The organism is Amycolatopsis sp. NPDC028719, from assembly GCF_055565395.1.
In genome coordinates this window covers 64,152-82,340 of sequence record NZ_JBVHUL010000005.1, presented here as the reverse complement: position 1 = coordinate 82,340, position 18,189 = coordinate 64,152, and the positions used below count along the sequence as shown (strand labels likewise).

Annotated in this window: 21 protein-coding genes; 11 read left to right on the top strand and 10 right to left on the bottom strand. The window is 72.3% G+C overall.

From position 1 onward, the window contains the following. Window positions 1-14: 14 nt before the first annotated feature. Window positions 15-506, bottom strand: a complete 492-nt coding sequence (locus ACZ4TR_RS23650) for a hypothetical protein (protein WP_465289048.1) — start codon at window positions 504-506, stop codon at window positions 15-17. 172 nt (window positions 507-678) lie between these two features. Here ACZ4TR_RS23650 and ACZ4TR_RS23645 point away from each other — a divergent pair, with 172 nt between their 5' ends. The 3 genes from ACZ4TR_RS23645 (at window position 679) to ACZ4TR_RS23635 (ending at window position 2,376) form a co-directional block, all read left to right on the top strand. Beyond that, window positions 679-1,383, top strand: coding sequence for a S1 family peptidase (locus ACZ4TR_RS23645; RefSeq protein ID WP_465289047.1), 705 nt, complete (start codon window positions 679-681; stop codon window positions 1,381-1,383). 67 nt (window positions 1,384-1,450) lie between these two features. Beyond that, window positions 1,451-1,894, top strand: coding sequence for a YdeI/OmpD-associated family protein (locus ACZ4TR_RS23640; protein ID WP_465289046.1), 444 nt, complete (start codon window positions 1,451-1,453; stop codon window positions 1,892-1,894). After that, the gene (locus tag ACZ4TR_RS23635; RefSeq protein WP_465289045.1) at window positions 1,894-2,376 is read left to right on the top strand and encodes a nucleotidyltransferase domain-containing protein; all 483 of its coding nucleotides are present in this window, start codon (window positions 1,894-1,896) and stop codon (window positions 2,374-2,376) included. The genes ACZ4TR_RS23640 and ACZ4TR_RS23635 overlap by 1 nt, the downstream gene beginning before the upstream one ends. On the opposite strand, the gene ACZ4TR_RS23630 is transcribed toward ACZ4TR_RS23635, so the two are convergent. Continuing rightward, entirely contained in the window at window positions 2,373-3,836 is a 1,464-nt protein-coding gene (locus ACZ4TR_RS23630) for a class I adenylate-forming enzyme family protein (protein ID WP_465289044.1), read from the bottom strand. The genes ACZ4TR_RS23635 and ACZ4TR_RS23630 overlap by 4 nt on opposite strands. A gap of 255 nt (window positions 3,837-4,091) precedes the next feature. Here ACZ4TR_RS23630 and ACZ4TR_RS23625 point away from each other — a divergent pair, with 255 nt between their 5' ends. The 6 genes from ACZ4TR_RS23625 to ACZ4TR_RS23600 all read left to right on the top strand — a co-directional run bounded on the left by ACZ4TR_RS23625 (window position 4,092) and on the right by ACZ4TR_RS23600 (window position 8,314). Beyond that, a complete protein-coding gene (locus ACZ4TR_RS23625) occupies window positions 4,092-4,436 on the top strand; it encodes a WXG100 family type VII secretion target (protein WP_086856673.1) in 345 nt (114 codons plus the stop codon). A gap of 17 nt (window positions 4,437-4,453) precedes the next feature. Further along, window positions 4,454-4,756, top strand: coding sequence for a hypothetical protein (locus tag ACZ4TR_RS23620; RefSeq protein ID WP_020644701.1), 303 nt, complete (start codon window positions 4,454-4,456; stop codon window positions 4,754-4,756). Window positions 4,757-4,853: 97 nt separating this feature from the next. Then, a complete protein-coding gene (locus ACZ4TR_RS23615) occupies window positions 4,854-5,240 on the top strand; it encodes a hypothetical protein (RefSeq protein ID WP_155541945.1) in 387 nt (128 codons plus the stop codon). Further along, window positions 5,237-6,550: a WXG100 family type VII secretion target gene (locus ACZ4TR_RS23610; protein ID WP_465289043.1), complete on the top strand. Its 1,314-nt coding sequence runs from the start codon at window positions 5,237-5,239 to the stop codon at window positions 6,548-6,550. The genes ACZ4TR_RS23615 and ACZ4TR_RS23610 overlap by 4 nt, the downstream gene beginning before the upstream one ends. Before the next feature lie 43 nt (window positions 6,551-6,593). Next, a complete protein-coding gene (locus ACZ4TR_RS23605) occupies window positions 6,594-7,934 on the top strand; it encodes an alpha/beta hydrolase (protein WP_465289042.1) in 1,341 nt (446 codons plus the stop codon). Further along, window positions 7,931-8,314, top strand: a complete 384-nt coding sequence (locus tag ACZ4TR_RS23600) for a hypothetical protein (protein WP_465289041.1) — start codon at window positions 7,931-7,933, stop codon at window positions 8,312-8,314. The genes ACZ4TR_RS23605 and ACZ4TR_RS23600 overlap by 4 nt, the downstream gene beginning before the upstream one ends. A 374-nt stretch (window positions 8,315-8,688) precedes the next feature. On the opposite strand, the gene ACZ4TR_RS23595 is transcribed toward ACZ4TR_RS23600, so the two are convergent. The 4 genes from ACZ4TR_RS23595 to nadA form a co-directional block, all read right to left on the bottom strand. Further along, window positions 8,689-9,849 (bottom strand): S8 family serine peptidase, encoded by a 1,161-nt coding sequence (locus tag ACZ4TR_RS23595; RefSeq protein ID WP_465289040.1) that lies wholly within the window; start codon window positions 9,847-9,849, stop codon window positions 8,689-8,691. A gap of 87 nt (window positions 9,850-9,936) precedes the next feature. Further along, a complete protein-coding gene (gene nadC / locus ACZ4TR_RS23590) occupies window positions 9,937-10,830 on the bottom strand; it encodes a carboxylating nicotinate-nucleotide diphosphorylase (protein ID WP_465289039.1) in 894 nt (297 codons plus the stop codon). After that, window positions 10,827-12,470, bottom strand: a complete 1,644-nt coding sequence (locus tag ACZ4TR_RS23585) for an L-aspartate oxidase (RefSeq protein ID WP_465289038.1) — start codon at window positions 12,468-12,470, stop codon at window positions 10,827-10,829. The genes nadC and ACZ4TR_RS23585 overlap by 4 nt, the downstream gene beginning before the upstream one ends. After that, window positions 12,467-13,480, bottom strand: coding sequence for a quinolinate synthase NadA (gene nadA, locus ACZ4TR_RS23580; protein ID WP_465289037.1), 1,014 nt, complete (start codon window positions 13,478-13,480; stop codon window positions 12,467-12,469). The genes ACZ4TR_RS23585 and nadA overlap by 4 nt, the downstream gene beginning before the upstream one ends. Window positions 13,481-13,591: 111 nt before the next feature. On the opposite strand from nadA, the gene ACZ4TR_RS23575 reads away from it, so the two are divergent. Both ACZ4TR_RS23575 and ACZ4TR_RS23570 read left to right on the top strand, forming a co-directional pair. Further along, window positions 13,592-14,224, top strand: a complete 633-nt coding sequence (locus ACZ4TR_RS23575) for an NUDIX hydrolase (RefSeq protein ID WP_364521024.1) — start codon at window positions 13,592-13,594, stop codon at window positions 14,222-14,224. Between the two features lie 40 nt (window positions 14,225-14,264). Beyond that, window positions 14,265-14,981, top strand: a complete 717-nt coding sequence (locus tag ACZ4TR_RS23570) for an LON peptidase substrate-binding domain-containing protein (RefSeq protein WP_465289036.1) — start codon at window positions 14,265-14,267, stop codon at window positions 14,979-14,981. A 136-nt stretch (window positions 14,982-15,117) separates the two neighbouring features. Here ACZ4TR_RS23570 and ACZ4TR_RS23565 read toward each other — a convergent pair whose 3' ends face one another. From ACZ4TR_RS23565 to bioB, 4 genes are all read right to left on the bottom strand, one after another. Further along, a complete protein-coding gene (locus tag ACZ4TR_RS23565; RefSeq protein WP_465289035.1) occupies window positions 15,118-16,170 on the bottom strand; it encodes a M48 family metallopeptidase in 1,053 nt (350 codons plus the stop codon). Between the two features lie 44 nt (window positions 16,171-16,214). Further along, on the bottom strand, window positions 16,215-16,811 hold the full coding sequence (locus tag ACZ4TR_RS23560) for a DUF2567 domain-containing protein (protein WP_465289034.1): 597 nt from the start codon (window positions 16,809-16,811) through the stop codon (window positions 16,215-16,217). A gap of 119 nt (window positions 16,812-16,930) precedes the next feature. Continuing rightward, window positions 16,931-17,134 (bottom strand): biotin synthase auxiliary protein BsaP, encoded by a 204-nt coding sequence (bsaP, locus tag ACZ4TR_RS23555; protein ID WP_465289033.1) that lies wholly within the window; start codon window positions 17,132-17,134, stop codon window positions 16,931-16,933. Further along, window positions 17,121-18,134, bottom strand: a complete 1,014-nt coding sequence (gene bioB / locus ACZ4TR_RS23550) for a biotin synthase BioB (RefSeq protein WP_364521019.1) — start codon at window positions 18,132-18,134, stop codon at window positions 17,121-17,123. The genes bsaP and bioB overlap by 14 nt, the downstream gene beginning before the upstream one ends. Between the last annotated feature and the right edge of the window lie 55 nt (window positions 18,135-18,189).

Here is an 18,189-nt window from a genome sequence, read left to right as displayed (position 1 = left end):
CCTTCCGCCGCGGCTCAGCTTGCGGGCGCGGTCATTTCGGTCGCGAAGCGGTAGTAGCAGACCGCCCGCTGCTTGCCGCCGGTCCAGCTGTTCGGCGTCATGACCTGGACGCGCGCACCCGGGATCGGGTGGGCGGCGGCGGTGCAGCGGTCCAGCGTTCGCTGGTAGGGCTCGTCGACGCCGGACATCGCCCCGTCGGCGAGCGGGAGCACCGCGAACGCCTCCGCGGTGTGGCCGCCGGTGCAGGACGTCAGCAGCACGTCGACCTCGCCGGTGCCGGTCGGGGACCAGAAGCACTGGCCCGCGGTGACGTCGAGCCCGTGCGCTTCGCCCGCGGGCAGCTGGTCGCCGGGCGCCGTCCTGGTGGGGGCCCGGAAGATGAGCACGCCGACGACCAGCAGGCCGAAGACGACCGCCGCGGCCGCGTAGCGGTTGACCGGCCGTCGGCGCCGTTCCTCGCGCATCAGCTCGTCGAACAGCTCAGGATCGTGGTGTGGTGCGGACATCGTTCCCCCTCGCCCGGCACTCTAGCCATCGGCTGGGTGAGCGAAGAAACCGGTTACCGTCGGCAAGTTACCGACTTCGGTAGGTTCCGAAAAACCTCCCACGGAACTTACTTTGTGCTCGTCGCCCGAATTCGGGTCGGACATCCGGATCACCTGGCCGAAGGGCATTTTCATGCGAATGTCGAGGGCTGTTGCCGCGGTCGGAGCGGCCGCCGCGGCGCTGAGCCTGGTCTCAGCGGGGGTTGCGGACGCCCAGCAGGACATCATCGGCGGGAGCACCGTCTCCTCCGCGCCGTGGGGCGCCCAGATCTACTGGAACAACGTCACCACCTACGGCGGGTTCGAGTGCTCGGGGACGATCATCGCCCCGCAGTGGGTGCTCACCGCGCAGCACTGCCTGAACTCGCCCGGCATGCACGTCAAGGTCGGCAACGTGACGCTCCAGCAGGGCACGAACGCCAACGTCGACCAGCAGAAGGCCTCGCCCAACGGCGACATCGCGCTGCTGCACCTGACGACGGCGGTGAACACGACGTACATGAAGCTCGGCACCGCGAACCCGCCGACCGGATCGACCAACCAGATCTACGGCTGGGGCCGCACGCAGGGCACCAGCCCGCCGTCGAGCACCCTCAAGACCGCCAACGTCCGCGTCACCGGCACCAGCACGGACGCGTTCGGCGGCCGGGCGATCGCCAGCGTGGGGGTCAACGGCGCGGCGTGGCACGGTGATTCGGGCGGGCCGCAGCTCGCCAACGGCGTCCAGGTCGGGGTGTGCTCCACGGGGAGCAACTCCGGTTCGAACCCGCAGGGCACGCAGAACTACGCGAGCGTCGCGTCGAGCCGCGCCTGGATCCAGCAGACCGCCGGCGTCTGAGGCGAACGCCGTGCGGGCCTCTCCGCCCGGGAGGCCCGCACGGCGGTTCCCGGGGCATACTCGCGCCATGGAGTTCCGCACCACCGTCCTGCTCGGCGGCAAGACCGCGACCGGGCTGCCGGTCCCGGACGCCGTCGTCGAAGCACTCGGCGCCGGCAAGAAGCCCGCGGTCACCGTGACGCTCGGCGGGCACACCTACCGCTCGACGATCGCGAGCCGCGGCGGGCAGTACCTGCTGCCGCTGAGCGCGGAGAACCGGGAGAAGGCCGGCGTCGCCGCGGGCGACGAGGTCGACGTCGAGGTCGCCCTCGACACGGCACCGCGCGAACTGGAGATCCCGCCGGACCTGGCGGAGGCGCTCGCGGCCGACGAGGTCGCCCGGGAGCGGTTCGAATCCCTGTCCTACAGCGGGAAACAGCGGTTCGTGCTCCCGATCGGCCAGGCGAAGACCGAAGAGACCCGGCAGCGGCGCGTCGCCAAGGTGATCACCGACCTGCGCGCCGGGACGTGATGGACGCGGGCACGGTCCTGCGCGTGCTCGACGCGGTCCGCCCGGCCGAGGTGTGGCTGGCCGGCGGCTGGGGCATCGACGCCCTGCTGGGTCGCCGGACGCGCGACCACCGCGACCTGGACCTGCTGCACCGCCTCGAGGAGGAACCCGCCGTGCTCGCGGCGCTGAGCCGCCTCGGCTACCGCGAAACCCTCGACCTCCGCCCGGTCCGGTTCGTGCTTTCCGACGGCGCGGGCGAACTCGACCTGCACCCGCTCGTCTTCGCCGGCGACGGCTCGGCCACCCAGCAGGCCGACGACGAGGGCGCGACTTTCCCTTACCCGGCAAGCTGTTTCGTCACCGGCCGCGTCGACGGCGTCGAAGTGCCCTGTGTTTCCGTGGCCCAGCAGGTCTTCTTCCACCAGGGGTACGCGCCCGCGGACCACGACCTCGCGGACATGCGCGCCCTCCGCGAGGCCTTCGGGGTCCGCACCCATTTCTAGTCCACGACGGACGCCCGCAGCGCCGCCTTGTCCGGCTTCCCCGACGGGGCGATCGGAACCGCGCCCACGAAGCTGAACCGCGCGGGCACCGCCGCCTCCCCCAGCTCGGCCGCCACGGCCTTGCGCACCGCGTCGAGGTTCGGCTCGCGCCCCGGGACCGGGACCACGAACGCGTGCGCCGCCTCGCCGGTCTGCTCGTCGGGCACCGGAACCACGTACGCCTGGTCCACGTCCGGGTGCGCGGCGATCGCCCGCTCGATCGGGCCGGTGTAGTGGATGACCGCGTTGACGATCACGACGTCCCGCGCCCGGCCGGACAGGTGCAGGTACCCCGCGGCGTCCAGCGAACCGAGGTCCTGCGTGCGCACCCAGCCGTCGCGCAGCACGTCCGCGGTGGTGACCTCGTCGCGCCAGTACCCGGCCAGCGCCGACGGCGTCCGCACCCAGACCTCGCCCTCCGAGCCGGCCGGCAGGGGCGTGCCCGCGGCGTCGCGGACCTCGATTTCGACGGTGTCGCAGGCCTTCCCGACGGACCCGGCGCCCTCGCCGGCGCCGCAGATCGTCAGCATCCCCGTCTCGGTCTGCCCGTACGCGTGGTGCATCGCCGGCCCGATCAGCTCGGCCGCCTCGGCCAGCTTGTGCGGCGGCACGGGCGAGCCGGCCACGACCAGCGTCCGCAGGCCGCTCAGGTCGACGTCCTCGGCGCGCAGCACGTCCAGGACCTGGTGCAGCCGCGGCACGGTCATCAGCGCCGCGGTGATCCGCAGCCGCGGCAGCACCCACGGGAAGTCCGGCAGCTCCTCCGGGACGACCGCGGTCCCGCCGGCGAGCAGGCACACGCCCAGCTGCTCGAGCATCACCGCGCTGGTGAGCGTGCCGAACAGCAGGAACCGCTCGAACCCGGCGCCGAACCGCTCGTGGGCCGAGCCGGGCACCGGCGCCCGCCACACCCGGCCTTCGGTCAAGGCGCGGTAGTCGTAGGCGACGCCCTTCGGCACGCCGGTGCTGCCGCTGGTGTACACGACCGTCGCGATGTCGTCCGGACGTCCTTGCGGCACCGGCTCTTCGTACGCCGCGAGCAGCTCGGGCCCGACCCGCAGGATCGGCAGGCCGGCGACCGTGCCGAGCAGCTCCGGGGTCTCGGACGCGGCGTCGACGACCAGGGCGTCGATGTCGCTCACGACGTGGCGCAGCTGCGGCACCGGCAGGCCCGGCCGCACCCCGACGACCCGGCAGCCGAGCACCTGCGCGGCGACGATCGCGGCGAACCCCTCCGGCGTGACGGCGGTGGCGATGCCGACGCCGTCACCCGGCCCCAGCCCGGCCGCCCGCAGGCCCGCGGTGAACCGGCCGGTCAGCTCCCGCAGCTCGCCGCGCGACGTGACGCGCGAGCCGTGGTCGAACGCGGGAACCTCCGGGGCGCGCCCCAGCTCGTCCAGCAGTGCCTGCGGGTGGACCATCTCGACCGCCTTTCGCCCGGGGTGTCCGGGTCTACCGGGCGGATCTCAGAATTTCGGCAGAATGGTCCTGACCAGCGCTTTTCCCCGTCTGCCCCCGCAGACGGGCGGCCGGGGCGACCCCTGTGGGTATAAGTGCCGTCAGTACGACCGGCAGTTGTGCCGTTTGACCGGACCAGGCTCTTTTCTAGCGTGACTTTCACACCGCGCGGACCACCGCGCCAGGGGTATTCGCTTCAGGAAGGAGGTGGCCCGTCCATGTCCAGTCCGGGATTCCAGGCAGATTCCGCTGCCATGACGCGCGCCGTCCAGGGTTTCGAGGAAACCGCGACGAACGCCAAGTCCACGATGGCCAGCTTGGAGTCCGAGCTGACCGAGGCGCTCCGCAACTACAAGGGTGACCAGGCCGTCGCGTTCTGGGACCTGCAGCGCCGGCTCCAGGAGAAGATGACCGTGGCCGTGAAGGAGCTCGACACCATGTCGCAGCTCGTCCACACCAGCCACCAGAACTACGGCCGCGGCGACGCCGACGTCCACCAGAGCTTCCAGGGGGTCGGCAACTCCCTCGAGGGCTCGGGCGTGATCCCCCGCCTCAACCCCTGATCCGAGAGGACGTACCGATGGCCGACGTCGTCGAAATCAACTTCGCCGCGCTGCAGCACAGCTCGGCGTCCCTGGCCGCCAAGGCCAAGGCGCTCACCTCGCAGCTGGAGCAGCTGCACCAGAACCTCCAGCCCATCACCGCGACCTGGTACGCCTCCGGCAGCTCCGCCGGTGACGCCGCTCGCCAGTCGGAGACCCGGCTGCGCCAGGCCACCGCCGACATCGTCGCCATCATCGCGCAGTTCGGTGGCAAGGTCGGCGAGGCCCACGACCTCCAGCAGTCGCTGGAGAACCGCAACCAGGGGCTGTTCGCGGGCTGAACCGCGCCCAGATGTCGGTCGGCCGGTGCGGGAAACCCCCCGCTCGCACCGGCCGACCGGCTTTCCCTCCTACGTGCGACGAGAGAGCCGGGACCCGATGCACGACCAGTCGTACTACGTCCACCTGGAATCGCTGAAGGACTTCGTGCGGGAGCTGGAAACCCAGATCCACGCGATGGCCAAACCGAACGACTTCCTGCTGACCCTCGGCGAAGAGCCGCTGCTGTTCGGCGAGTTCGGCGAGGCCGGGTCGCTGGCCGACGCCCACCGAGCCGCCGTCTCGGAGATGCAGGGCCTGCTCGACCAGGTCCGCAGCGCGATCGGGTTCGCGCAGGACGTCACCACCACGGTCGCCGACGGCTACCAGAACGCCGACGAGGCGGTCGCCGGGGACCTCCACCACTCGGGCGCGGTCACGAACCTGCTCGACCCCGTACTGGGCCTGCTGGGCCTCGGTGACTCGGACGGGAGCCGCAAGGGATGACGAAGAACACCGCGCACACGAACTTCGCCGCGTACAGCCACCAGCAGCTGTACGCGATGCTTCAGGCGGGCGACCCGAACAGCGCGCGGCACGCCGCCGACAAGTGGAAGTCCGCCGCGCTGCACCTGCACGAGCAGGCCCACAACCTCAACTCGGAGCTCACCGAGTTCAAGGACCAGTGGACCGGCGGCGCCGCCGACCAGTACCAGCACATGATCGTCGACCTCGCGAACGGCATCTCCAAGGTGGCGAAGACCGCCGAAGCGATGAACGTGATGCTCGACGACGCCGCCGACGCGCTGGTGAAGGCCAAGAAGGAGATGCCGCCGCCGGTTTCGGTCCCGGACGTCTCCCCCGCCGACGTCGCGCTCGCGGTGAACCCGCCGCTGCTGCCGCCGGACTCCTCCCCCGCCGTCGCCCAGGCCGCGGCGCAACAGCGCCAGCAGGCCATCGCGAACGTCGAAGCCCAGCAGTCCGCGGCCAACGCGGCCGGCTCGGCGCACGGCAAGGCGATCGTCGTGATGACCGAGCTGGCCGGCGAGTACTCCGTCGCGGAAGAGTCGATCCCGGCCTCGCCGAACGCCGTGCAGACGCCCACCGCCCCGCCCGCCGGCGGTGGCGGCGCCGGGAGCGCGGGTTCGCCCGGGCTCGTCGGCAACGGCGTCACCGATCCCGGCGTCGTCGTCACCCCGACCGACGGGCACCCGCTGCCCTCGACGGGCACGCCGCAGCAGCAGCCGGGCACCGTGCCGACGTCGAACCCGCTGTTCGGCGACATGTTCACCGCCGGGCTCGCCGCGGCTTCGGCCGCCGCGTTCGGCCGGTTCGGCTCGATCATGCCGAAGGTGCCGTCGTGGGCGACCGGCAAGGACCCCAAGGAAAACAAGGAAGAAGCACCGGGCACGAAGCTCGGCGGCGGCGGAGCCGGTGTCGAGGGCGGTGCCGGTGGCGGCATCCCGATCGGCGGAGGTGACGCACCCTCGCTGGGTGGCGCCGGCGGCATCCCCGGCGGGGCCGGCATCGGCGGCGGCGGCGCGGACGCCCCGGCGGCGCACTCCGGCCTGGCCGGCGACGGCGGCGCGGGCAACGCCCTGTCCGGGCTCGCCGGCGGCGCGGCCGGAGCCGCGGGCGCGGCGGCGGCCAAGGGCGCGATGCCGATGATGCCCATGATGCCGATGGGCATGGGCGGGGGCGGCGACATGGGGTCCGGGCGCCGGATCCCGGCGTGGCTGGTGGAGACGGAGAACGTCTGGGGCCAGTCGGCCCCGGTCGCGCCCCCCGTGATCGGCGAAGAGCCGGAAGCGTACTGAAGCACTCTCGATCACTCTGGCTCACGGAGAACGGAGGCGGGCCGTGACGGCTGCCGGCTATCGCGTCGCCCCGGCCCGCCTCGACACCGTGGCGGGCGAGTTCGGCACGCGGGCGGACACGCTTTCCTCGGCGCAGTCGGCGATCGCGGGCGAGAAGGTCCCGGCTGCCGCGTTCGGCCACGTCAGCGCGTCCGCCGCGGCGGCCAAGACGTTCGAGAAGACGATGACGGAGCTGGGTTCGAAGCTCGGCTCCGACGTGACGCTTCTCCGTAGGCTCCAAAGTGGACTGACGTCCTCGGCCGTGGGGTACCGGCGGGCCGACGCGCAGGTCGCCGCGATGTACCGGGCGCTCCTGCCGGAGGATCCCCTGCCGTCGGCCGGAAACCCCGCCGGGATCGGCGGTTCGGCCGACACCGGCGCGTGGGCGCGGGCGATCGAGCAGAACCGCGTGAAGGTCGCCGACGCTTTGACGGCCGAGCGCACCCGGCTCGCCGCCCTGACCGGCGCCGACGAGATCGCGCGGTCGCGGTCACGGATCAAGCTGTACGAAGACATCCTCGCGAACGAACGCCAGATCCTGAAGTTCGACCCGTCGGGCAACGGCCGGATCGCCGAGCTGGTCGGGCACATCGAGCCGGGGACGCGCAACGTCGGGCTGTTCGTGCCCGGCGTCAACACGCAGATGTCCAACTTCGACGCCTACGCCGGCCTCGGGCGCAGCCTGGTGGCCGCGGACCCGACCGGGCGCACCGCGATGGTCGTCTGGGCCGACGGCGTGTTCCCGCAGAACCCGGTGGTCCAGGGCCCGGACGCGAGCTACGCGCAGACGATGGCGCCCGATCTCAAGAACTTCACCGACGACCTGCGCGGCGAGATCGCGAGCCACGCGGGCTCCGACGTCACGCTGACGGCGATCGGGCACAGCTACGGCGGCGCGACGGTCGGGCTGGCCGAAACGCAGGGCCTCGACGTCGACCGCGTCCTGCACGTCGAGTCGGCGGGCATGGGCCACGGCGTCTGGTCGCCGGCGGACCTGCCGCCGAGCCAGGCGGGGGTGCAGCGGTTCTCGATGACGGCGCCGCTCGACCCGATCGAGATCGCCCAGGGCAACGCGTGGGGCCTGGAGTGGACCGGCATCGGGCACGGCGCGGACCCGGACACGTTCCCGGGCGTCACGGAGCTGGAGACCGGGCGGGACGCGGACGGCTCGCAGTTGTGGGGTCTCTCCTCGCACAGTGACGTGCTGAAGCCGGGTTCGGAGTCGTGGACGAACATGTACCGCGTGCTCACCTCCGGGCCCACCACGGCCGACGGCACCTTCGACCCGCATGGCATCCTTGAGAACGGCGTCGAGTTCCTCAACGACGGGGGTGTGCTGCGATGACTTCTTCGCCTTCGGAGCCTTCGGAGCTGGATCGCCTGGCGGGCGAGCTGACCGAGGTGATCGACGACGTCGCGGCGGCGTTCGGCGACTCGGCGGACCAGACGGTGAACGGCGAGCTGGACTGCGACCCCACCCGGCCCGGCCGGCTCCTGTGCTGGCAGTACGGCATCCGCCTGGAGCACCCGGGCGACCCGGAGCGCAGCCTGACCGAGGTCGTCCTCCCCACTTTGGCCGGCCAGGGCTGGCAGGCTCACGACCGCAGCACGCCGCGCGAGCTGATCGCCCGCTTCAGCCGCGACGGCGCGGACTTCACCATCCACGTGGCCCGCGCGAGCCACGCGGTGGCGATAATCGGCTCGACCCGCCCAGTCCCCGCCTGACGCGAGATGCCCCTCCAGTCACGAGTGATGCCCCTCCAATCACGCGAGATGCCCCTCCAGTCACGCGAGATGCCCCTTCAGTCACGCGAGATCGCTCCCTGATCACGCGAGTTCCGCCTCCAATCACGCGAGTCCCGGTTTCCAGCACGCGAGTTCCGCCGAACCGACCCTCCAGGTACGCGAGCCGACCCTCCAGGTACGCGAGTTCGCCGTTCCGGTACACCGAACTCGCGTGATTGAGCGCGTAACTCGCGTGATTGGGCGCGGAACTCGTGTGGTCAGAGGGGCATCTCGCGTGATTGGGCGGGCATCATTCGTGTTTGAACGGGCATCTCGCGTATCCGGAGGGTCGGTTCGCGTACCTGGAGGGTCGGTCAGGGGGTGAAGCGGGAGGGGCGCCAGCCGCGGCGCCGGGCCCGGCGGACCGCCGCCACCGCCACTCCGGCGGCCGCCGCGAGAGCCACGCCGGCCAGGGCGATCGTGCCCGCCGCGATGTCGGACGGCGCCGGCGTCGGAGCCGCCGCCGGGACCACCGCCGGAGCCGAACCCGAGACGGGCACCGCGCCCGGCGGCGGGACGTCGGCCGGCAACGTCGAGGACACCGCCGCGTACGCGTCCAGCACTCCCCAGCCCAGCCGCGGGTCGTGGCCGCCCGAACCCGCGCGGTGCGCCGTGAGCTCGAGCCGCGTGACGACCTGGCCGCCGGTCAGGTTCGGGTGGTACGCCCGGACCAGCGCCGCGACGCCGGCGACGTACGCCGCCGCCAGGCCCGGGTCGGTCACCGGCCAGCGGTGCGCCACCGCACCGCCCGCCCCCGCCGACGTGCTGACCAGCTCCGCTCCCGGCGCGGCGACGCCGACGTAGTCCCCCGCCTCCGTCTGCACCGGCTCGCCCGCGGGGTTCACCGACCCGACGGACAGCACTCCGGGCGTCGCCGTCGGGTACGACCGCGCGCCCTGCTGGGTCGCCGACGCCGCCGAAACCACCACCACGTCTTGGGAACGCGCTCGCGCGACCGCGCCGGACAACGCCGGGCTGTCGAACGCCGCGGGCACCGCGATCAGGATCACGCTCGCGTGCCGGTCGACCGCCGTGTCGACAGCCTCGGCCAGCGCGCCCGGATCGCCACCGCCGTCGGACGCCGACGAGCCCGAGCCTTCGGTGTACCGGATCGGCAGCAGGTGGGCGCCGGGCGCGACGCCGGCGAACGTCGTCGACGCGTTCGGCTGCGCACCGACGATCCCGGCCGCGATCGTGCCGCGGCCGTCGCAGTCCGACCGTTCGGTGCCGGCCCCGCCTTCGAGCTGCCCGGGCGCGAACTGCGTGTTCTGCCCGTCGACGCCGGTGCCGAGCACGGCCACCAGCTGGCCCTCACCCCGGGTCAGCGGCCAGAGCCGCGCCGGGTCGACCAGCCGCTGGCCCCACGGGACCTCGCCGGTGTAGGTGCCGGACGGGTTCGCGCACTGGCCTTGGGCGAACGCCGCCGGCGCGCCGGACACGGCGGTGCCTGCCACGAGACCCGCGACCGTAAGCAACGCCGGTAACCGCACCCGAACCCCCGAACGAAAAGACGGTGGCGGAAAACAACTTCCGCCACCGCCAGTTTACCCGGGAAAGCCCGTTCAGCGAAGGTCCATGCCCAGATCCAACGCGGGTGAAGAGTGGGTCAGCCCGCCCACCGAAAGATAGTCCACACCGGACTCGGCGTAGGCCCTACCACGGTCGAGGGTGAGCCCACCAGAGGATTCCAGCCGCGTCTTCGGGGAGACTTCGTCGCGGCGCGCCACCGCTTGCCGGCACTCGTCCGGCGTGAAGTTGTCCAGCAGCACCTCGTCCGCCGCGGCCGCCAGCGCTTCCTCCAGCTGGGCCAGGGTGTCGACCTCCACCTCGCAGGCCAGTTCCGGCGCGTGCGCCCGGGCCGCGGCCAGCGCCGCGGTCACCGAACCCGCGGCGACGACGTGGTTGTCCTTGATCAGCACCGCGTCGCCCAGCCCGAGCCGGTGGTTCACGCCGCCGCCGCACCGGACGGCGTACTTCTGCAGCAGCCGCAGCCCCGGCAACGTCTTGCGGGAGTCCCGGATCGCGCAGCCGGTACCGTCCACTTCGGACACCCATGCGGCGGTCGCGGTGGCGACGCCGGAGAGGTGGCACAGCAGGTTCAGCGCCGTGCGCTCGGCCGTGAGCAGCCCGCGCACGGGACCGCGCAGCACCAGCGCGGGCTCCCCCGCGACCAGCCGCTCGCCGTCCTCACGCCCGGCCAGCACCTCGTAATTGTTGCCCAGCACCATGTCGAACACGGCCAGCGCGACCGGCAGCCCGGCGACGACGCCGTCCACGCGCGGGGTCAGCTCGGCGACCGCGGTCGCGTCGGCCGGAACCGTCGAGGCGGTCGTCGCGTCCGGCCCGTAGCGCAGGTCCTCGCCCAGCGCGGTGGAAACCACCCGCGTCACGTCCTCGACGTCGAGACCCGAAGCCGCGATGAGCCGCCGGACTGATTCGGAAATCGGGAAAGTCATGCCACGCCCTCCAGGGGAATCGGGTCGGCCAGCACCGGCTGGCCGGACGGGCTGAGCCGGATGAGCTGGCTGCGCCGCCAGGTTTCGGACGGCGCGGGGAAGTCGGTCCGCACGTGACAGCCACGCGACTCGGTGCGCCGGACGGCCGCGGCGAGCAATGCCTGCGCCACCACGGTCAACGCCGCGTCCTCCACTGCCGCGTGCGTCCACAACGGACTGTCCTGAGTCGACAGGTCGAGCACGGAAACCGCTGCCGCCAGGCCGTCGGCGTCCCGGCCGATCGCCGCGTACCGGCTCATCACGCGCTGCAGCGCGTCTCGACCGGCGGCCGGCGCGGCAGTCCACGACGGCAGCCGGCCGCGCGAAGGATCGGCCAGCAGCCCGGCCGCGAGGTCCGCCGAAACGGCCTCCGCGACGCGCTGCCCGACGACCAGCCCTTCGAGCAAGCTGTTGGACGCCAACCGGTTCGCCCCGTGCAGCCCGGTCCGCGCCACCTCGCCGGCGGCGTACAGCCCGGGCACGGACGAGCGACCGTCCACAGAGGTCACCACGCCGCCGCACGAGAAGTGCGCCGCCGGCGTCACCGGGATCGGGTCCGAAGCCGGGTCGAGACCCAGCGCCGCACACGCCGCGAAGACCGTCGGGAACCGCTGGGCGAACCCCGCGATCGACGTCGCGTCCAGGAAGACGTGGTCGTCGACCCCACCGGGCGCGGAAGCCATCCGGCGCGTGATCGCCGCCGCGACGACGTCACGGGGCGCCAGGTCGCCGAGCGGGTGCACGCCCGCCATGACCGCCCGCCCGGCGCCGTCGACCAGCGTCGCGCCTTCGCCGCGGACGGCCTCGGTGACCAGCGGGCAGCGTCCCCGCGCGCCCGGGGTGTACAGCACGGTCGGGTGGAACTGGACGAATTCGATGTCCGCCACGGTCGCCCCGGCCCGCAGCGCGAGCGCGAGCCCGTCGCCGGTGGCGATCTCCGGGTTCGACGTCGCCTGGTAGAGCTGCCCGATCCCGCCGCTGGCCAGCAGCACGGCCGGTGCGCGGACGACGCCGGGAACGCCGTTCCGGTCGAGCACGGTGACGCCCGCGACCCGCCCGCCCGGCGTGCGCAGCGCGTCGACGGCGATGTGGTGCTCCAGCACCGGCACCCGCGCCTGCCCGGCCTGCGCGACCAGGGCGCGTTCGACCTCGGCGCCGGTGGCGTCGCCGCCCGCGTGGATGACGCGGAACGCGCTGTGCCCGCCCTCGCGGGTCCGGGCCAGCAGGCCGTCACCCGAAGAGTCGAACGTGGCGCCGTCCGCCCGCAGCCGGGCGATCGCGGCCGGGCCGCCGTCGAGGATCGAGCGGGCGGCGGCCTCGTCGACCAGCCCGGCGCCCGCGGTGAAGGTGTCCTCCGCGTGCTTGGCGACCGAGTCGTCGAGGTCGTGCTCGTCTTCCAGGACCACGGCGACGCCGCCCTGGGCCCAGCGCGTGTTGCCGTCTTCGACCGCCGCCTTGGTGATCACCAGGACGTGCAGCCCGAGACTCTGGGCACGGAGCGCCGCGGTCAGCCCCGCGACGCCGCTGCCGATCACGACCAGGTCCGCGCGAGCTTCCCAAACCGGGGTTTTCGCCCGTGGGTCATTAACCGGCGTGGTCATTCCCCGCCGCCAGGCTGCCCGATCTCGATCATCCGCTGCACCGAGGCACGCGCTTTCGACGCCGTTTCGAGGTCGACGTGGACCTCGTCGAGACCGTCACGCAGGCACCGCAGCAGGGCGGCGGGCGTGATCATCTTCATGTACCGGCAGGACGCCCGGTCGTTCACCGCGCGGAAGTCGATGTCCGGCGCGGCCTTGCGGAGCTGGTGGATCATGCCGATCTCGGTGGCCACCAGGACGCTCTTGGCCTTGGTGTCGCGAGCCTCGTGGACCATGTCGCCGGTCGAGAGGATCTTGACCCGGTCCGGCGCCACGGCGCCCTCGCCGGCCAGGTAGAGCGCCGACGTCGCGCACCCGCACTCGGGGTGGATGAAGAGGTCGGCGTCCGGGTCTTCGGCCGCGCGCTCGGCCAGCTCGGCGCCGTTGATCCCGGCGTGGACGTGGCACTCCCCGGCCCAGACGTGGATGTTGTCCCGGCCGGTCACGCGCTTGACGTGCGCGCCGAGGAACTGGTCCGGCAGGAAGAGAACCTCCTGGTCAGCGGGGATGGACGCGACGACGTCGACCGCGTTCGAGGACGTGCAGCAGATGTCCGTTTCGGCCTTCACCTCGGCCGTGGTGTTGACGTAGGAAACGACCACCGCGCCCGGGTGCTCGGCCTTCCAGGCGCGCAGCTCGGCGCCGGTGATGGAGTCGGCCAGCGAGCAGCCGGCCCGCGCGTCCGGGATCAGGACGGTCTTCTCCGGCGCGAGGATCTTCGCGGTCTCGGCCATGAAGTGCACGCCGCAGAAGACGATGGTGGAGGCGTCGCTGCTCGCCGCGATGCGGCTGAGCGCGAGGGAGTCGCCGGTGTGGTCGGCGATGTCCTGGATCTCCGGGACCTGGTAATTGTGCGCGAGCAGGACGGCGTCGCGCTGCTTCGCCAGGCGCCGCACCTCCTCCGCCCAGGCCGCGTTCGCCTCGACCCCGCCGAACGGGGTGAGGCCTTCCGGAACCAACGTGCTGGTCATCTGGCCCTCCTGGACCTGTCTCCAGTTTTCGCCTTATAATCGAAAACCGTGCGAAGTCATCTTAACACCCAGGCCCCCCTGGCCCACGAGGTTTTGGGCGCGGTCCTTCAAGTGCGCTCGGACACACTGCGGGTCCTCCTCTGGCGCCGGGCGCTCGACCCGCACCTCGGCCGCTGGTCGCTTCCGGGCGGCCGGCTGCGGCCCGACGAGGACGTCGAGACGTCGGTCCGGCGCCAGCTCAAGGAGAAGGTCGACGTCCGCCGGATCGAGCACGTCGAGCAGCTCGCGGTGTTCAGCGACCCGCACCGGGTGCCCGGGCCGCGCGTGGTGGCGACGGCGTTCCTGGCGCTGGTCCCGTCCGACGCCGACCCCGAGGTGCCCGAGGACACCGAGTGGCACGACGTCGCGAAGCTGCCGCGCACGGCGTTCGACCACGAGGCGATCGTGCTGCGCGCCCGCGACCGGCTGCGCTCGAAGCTCTCCTACACCAACCTCGGGTTCGCGCTCGCGCCCGAGGAGTTCACGATCTCCGCGCTGCGCGGGCTGTACTCGGCGGCGCTGGGCTACCGCGTCTCGGCGACGAACCTGCAACGGGTGCTCTCCCGCCGCGGCCTGCTGGTTCCCACCGGCCACACGGCCGCGCCGGGCCGCGCGGGCGGGCGTCCGGCGGCGTTGTTCTCCTTCGCCGGCAAGGGCATGCAGATCACCGATCCGTTCGCGGTGTTCAAGCCGCCGAACCGGTGACCATCCTGCGGTCCCGGGGCGCTGCCCTTACGGTTGACCCGTGACCGAGCCGGAATCGGAAAGCGACGCGACGACGACCTTGCTGCCGTTGTTCCCGCTGCAGACGGTTCTGCTCCCCGGGACCAAGCTGCCGCTGCACATCTTCGAACCGCGGTACCGGCAGCTGACCGCGGACCTCGTCAGCGGCACCGTGCCGGGGCGCGAGTTCGGCGTGGTGGCCCTGCGGTCGTCCCTGACCCGCGAGGTGCGTGGTCTGGACCAGCTGTACGAGATCGGCTGCAGCACGGTGCTGCGCGAGGCGAAGCGCCTGCCGGACGGCCGGTTCGACGTCGTGACGCAGGCCCAGCGCCGCTTCCGGCTGACCGACCTCGACTGCGTGTCGGCGCCGTACCTGATCGCGTCGGTGGAGTGGGTCGACGACGACCCGGTGGCCCCGGCCGGCGACATGGCCGAGCGCCTGGCGGTGGTCGCCCGCACGGCGCACCGCCGGTACTGCGAAACGGCGTGGCGCAGCGACGACTGGAACACCCCGGACGCGGACACCGAACTGGCCGACCTGGCCTACCAGCTCGCCACGGACTGCCTGCTGCCCCTGGAGGACCGCCAGCGGCTGCTGGAGGAACGCCACCCCCTGCGCCGGCTCCGCATCGCGTGCCGCCTGCTGACGCGGGAGGCGGGCTTCCTGGACACGCTGGGCGCGGTACCGCTGCCCCCGGGCGAACTCACCGACCTCGGCAAGCCGGCCAGCCTGAACTGACCCGCCCCCCACAGACGAAACCCCACCCGTCCCTGGGGGGCTGACCCCGGTCCAGTCTATCGGCGCCCCCGGACGAAACCGGCCGCGAAGCCGAATTCCGCCGAGGTTGTCCACAACCGCATCACCCTGGGGAAAGTCACTCCCCCGAGCCGGAGCCCGAGCCGTTCCCGTTCCCGCTGCCGAACTTGTTCCACACCTTGCCCGCCGTGCTGGAAACCGCTTCGCCGACGTCGCTGAACACCTTCGTCAGCGGGTCGGCCGACGAGTTCCACGAGTCCTTGTACGACTTCGCCGCCGACTTGAGGTCGTCCTTCCAGTCGGACGTCGGCGTGTCGTCGTCGCGGCGCGGGTAGTCGCCCGCCAGGATCGCCCGGTACTGCTCCGACGCCGCCCACCTCTGCAGCTGCGCCGCGCGGACCACCGCGAACGGGTGCGACTCCGTCTCGACGAACTTGAGCTTGAGGAAGCTGTCGCGGATGTCCTCGACCGACTCGTACTCGGCCGCCTGCTGCAGGAACGACGGGATGTCGATGCGGGCCGGGTCGATGCCGCCCGCGATCTGGATCTGGGCGCGCAGCGCGGCCGTCGGGTCCTGGCCGCACAGCAGCCCGGCGCGGTCGCACGACAGCTCGGCCTTGCGGAACCACTCGCGCAGCGCCGCGATGATCGCCCGCAGGCCGAGCGCGCTGACCGGCGTCCACGACATCGCCAGCTGCAGGCCGATGAGGCGCACCATGATCGTGCGGTAGACCACGTGCCCGGACAGCACGTGACCCATTTCGTGCCCGAGCACGAACCGCAGGGACTCGTGGCTCATCAGCTCGACGAGCCCGGTGGTGACGCGGATGAACGGCTCGTCCATGCCGACCGCCTCCGCCTGGATGCGCGGGTCCTGGTAGACGAACAGGTTCGGCACCGACGGCAGGTCGAGCGTCTCGGCGCACTCGTGGCGCAGCCGGTCGAGCTCCGGGTACTGCTTGGGCCCGACGCGGATCGACGACGCCAGCGCCATCAGCCGCTCGCCGCGCTCGTTGTAGAACCCCGAAACGGTCTTGACGACCTGGGCGAACCCCGGCACGGCTCGCAGCGTGGCGAGCGCGCCGCGGTCGACCGGGTGCTCGTAGGCGCGCGGGCTGATGCCCGGGAAACGGACGGCGTGGTGCCGCGAGACCTCGATGTCTTCAGTCACTGAACCCCCTGTGATCGAAGCGACCAGCTTAGGGGGAGACCGCTTCAGCCCAGACGGCGGCCGAGGTCGTCGCGGCCGTTCCAGGTGGCGAGCAGGCTGTACACCAGCGTCACGCCGAGCGGACCGGTGAGCAGCACCCACCACGACTCCAGGCGGGGCGCCAGTTCGATCACCGAGCCGAGCGCGGGCGGGCTGGAGATGGCGTAGTGGCTGTTCGCCCAGCCGACGCCGAGCAGCATGGCCAGGGCGCTCGCGAGGGCGACGCCGAGGACCGCGGCGAGGAACACGACCGGTCCGCGGCGCTCGCGCAGCAGCCAGACGACGACGCCGACGACGATCCCCAGCCCGAGCGTCATGAGCCCGAAGACGGCGAGGTCGTCGAAGCGGTGCCAGCTCTCCAGCTCGAGGGCGCCCTGGGTGCCGTCGGAGCCGATGATGCGCACGCGCTCCGGCGGCGCGAGGCGCGACCACGCGAAGGCGAGCGGGAAGCTCAGCAGGCTGAGGGTGCCGAGCACGCTCACGGCGGGCAGCAGGTCGGCCTTGACGACGACCCGCGGCCGCCGCTCCCGGAACAGCACGGGCACCGACCACGGGCCGGCGACGGCCGACGGCCGGTGCGCGGGCCCCGACGACTCACTCACCCGGACTCCCTCCTGCGACAGTGCGACCGAGCGTAACCGGTCGGTGCGTGAGCGCGGTGAGCCGCTGGCCGTGTCGCGGAGCCGGACGTCATGAAAGAGTCGTTCATGACGTCCGGACGTCAGCCGCTCGCCGTCTCGCCGTGGCGGCTGCAGCGGGCCGTCCAGCCGAGCGGGCTCACCTGGACCACCAGCCGCCGCGCGCAGAACGCGCAGTAGCGCGGCGGCTCCAGCGCCGTCCGGGGGTTGTGGCACGCCGGGTGGTCGGCACCGCCGTCCGACTCTTGTCCACAGTGGACGCAAAATGCAGCGTCAGAGGCTGTCACTGAGCGCCTTGATGGGCATCTTGAGCTCGTCGAGCATCTCCAGGTCCGCCGAAGCCGGGCGACCCAGGTTGGTCAGGTAGTTGCCGACGATGATCGCGTTGACGCCGCCGAGCATGCCCTGCTCCGCGCCGAGGTCGCCCAGCGTCAGCTCACGGCCGCCGGCGAAGCGCAGCATCGTGCGCGGCATCGCGAGCCGGAACGCCGCGACCGTCCGCAGGGCGTCCTTGCCCTCGACGATTTCGTAGTGCTCGTACGGCGTGCCCGGCTGCGGGATGAGGAAGTTCATCGGCACCTCGTGCGGGCTCAGCTCGGCCAGCTGCACCGCGAACTCCGCGCGCTGCTCGACCGTCTCCCCCATGCCGATGATGCCGCCGCAGCAGACCTCCATGCCCGCGTCGGCGACCATCCGCAGCGTGTCCCAGCGCTCTTCCCACGTGTGCGTCGTGACGACCGAAGGGAAGTGCGAGCGCGCCGTCTCGAGGTTGTGGTTGTAGCGGTGCACGCCCATCTCGACGAGCTCGTCGACCTGCTCCTGCGTGAGCATGCCGAGCGAGCAGGCGATCTGGATGTCGTTGCCGTCCGCACGGATGGCCTTCACGCCCTCGCGGACCTGCGAAAGCAGCCGCTTGTCCGGGCCTCGGACGGCGGCGACGATGCAGAACTCCGTCGCGCCGGTCTCGGCGGTCTGCCGGGCGGCCTTGACCAGGTTCGGGATGTCCAGCCACGCCGAGCGCACCGGCGTCGGGAAGCGGCCGGACTGCGAGCAGAAGTGGCAGTCCTCGGGGCAGCCGCCGGTCTTGAGGCTGATGATGCCCTCGACCTCGACCTCGGGGCCGCACCAGCGCATCCGCACGTCGTGCGCCAGCGCGAGCAGGTCGGGCAGCCGGTCGTCCGGCAGCCGCAGCACCTCCAGGACTTCGGCTTCACCCAGGCCGACGCCGTTTTCGAGGACGTGCTCGCGCGCGTAGGCGAGGACATCGGTGTCCGGGACTGCGGTCACGGCGTCTCCTTGGTCGTGGTGGAAGCGTCCCTCATCGTGCACGAAGGCACGGCGG

Bases quoted from the DNA above. Each gene is read 5' to 3' on its own strand.
- ACZ4TR_RS23585 (WP_465289038.1), bottom strand. From the start codon at position 12,470: ATGACCACGCCGGTTAATGACCCACGGGCGAAAACCCCGGTTTGGGAA.
- ACZ4TR_RS23645 (WP_465289047.1), top strand. From the start codon at position 679: ATGCGAATGTCGAGGGCTGTTGCCGCGGTCGGAGCGGCCGCCGCGGCG.
- ACZ4TR_RS23635 (WP_465289045.1), top strand. From the start codon at position 1,894: ATGGACGCGGGCACGGTCCTGCGCGTGCTCGACGCGGTCCGCCCGGCC.
- ACZ4TR_RS23630 (WP_465289044.1), bottom strand. From the start codon at position 3,836: ATGGTCCACCCGCAGGCACTGCTGGACGAGCTGGGGCGCGCCCCGGAG.
- nadA (WP_465289037.1), bottom strand. From the start codon at position 13,480: ATGACCAGCACGTTGGTTCCGGAAGGCCTCACCCCGTTCGGCGGGGTC.
- ACZ4TR_RS23620 (WP_020644701.1), top strand. From the start codon at position 4,454: ATGGCCGACGTCGTCGAAATCAACTTCGCCGCGCTGCAGCACAGCTCG.
- ACZ4TR_RS23625 (WP_086856673.1), top strand. From the start codon at position 4,092: ATGTCCAGTCCGGGATTCCAGGCAGATTCCGCTGCCATGACGCGCGCC.
- ACZ4TR_RS23610 (WP_465289043.1), top strand. From the start codon at position 5,237: ATGACGAAGAACACCGCGCACACGAACTTCGCCGCGTACAGCCACCAG.
- ACZ4TR_RS23640 (WP_465289046.1), top strand. From the start codon at position 1,451: ATGGAGTTCCGCACCACCGTCCTGCTCGGCGGCAAGACCGCGACCGGG.
- ACZ4TR_RS23650 (WP_465289048.1), bottom strand. From the start codon at position 506: ATGTCCGCACCACACCACGATCCTGAGCTGTTCGACGAGCTGATGCGC.
- ACZ4TR_RS23615 (WP_155541945.1), top strand. From the start codon at position 4,854: ATGCACGACCAGTCGTACTACGTCCACCTGGAATCGCTGAAGGACTTC.
- ACZ4TR_RS23600 (WP_465289041.1), top strand. From the start codon at position 7,931: ATGACTTCTTCGCCTTCGGAGCCTTCGGAGCTGGATCGCCTGGCGGGC.
- nadC (WP_465289039.1), bottom strand. From the start codon at position 10,830: ATGACTTTCCCGATTTCCGAATCAGTCCGGCGGCTCATCGCGGCTTCG.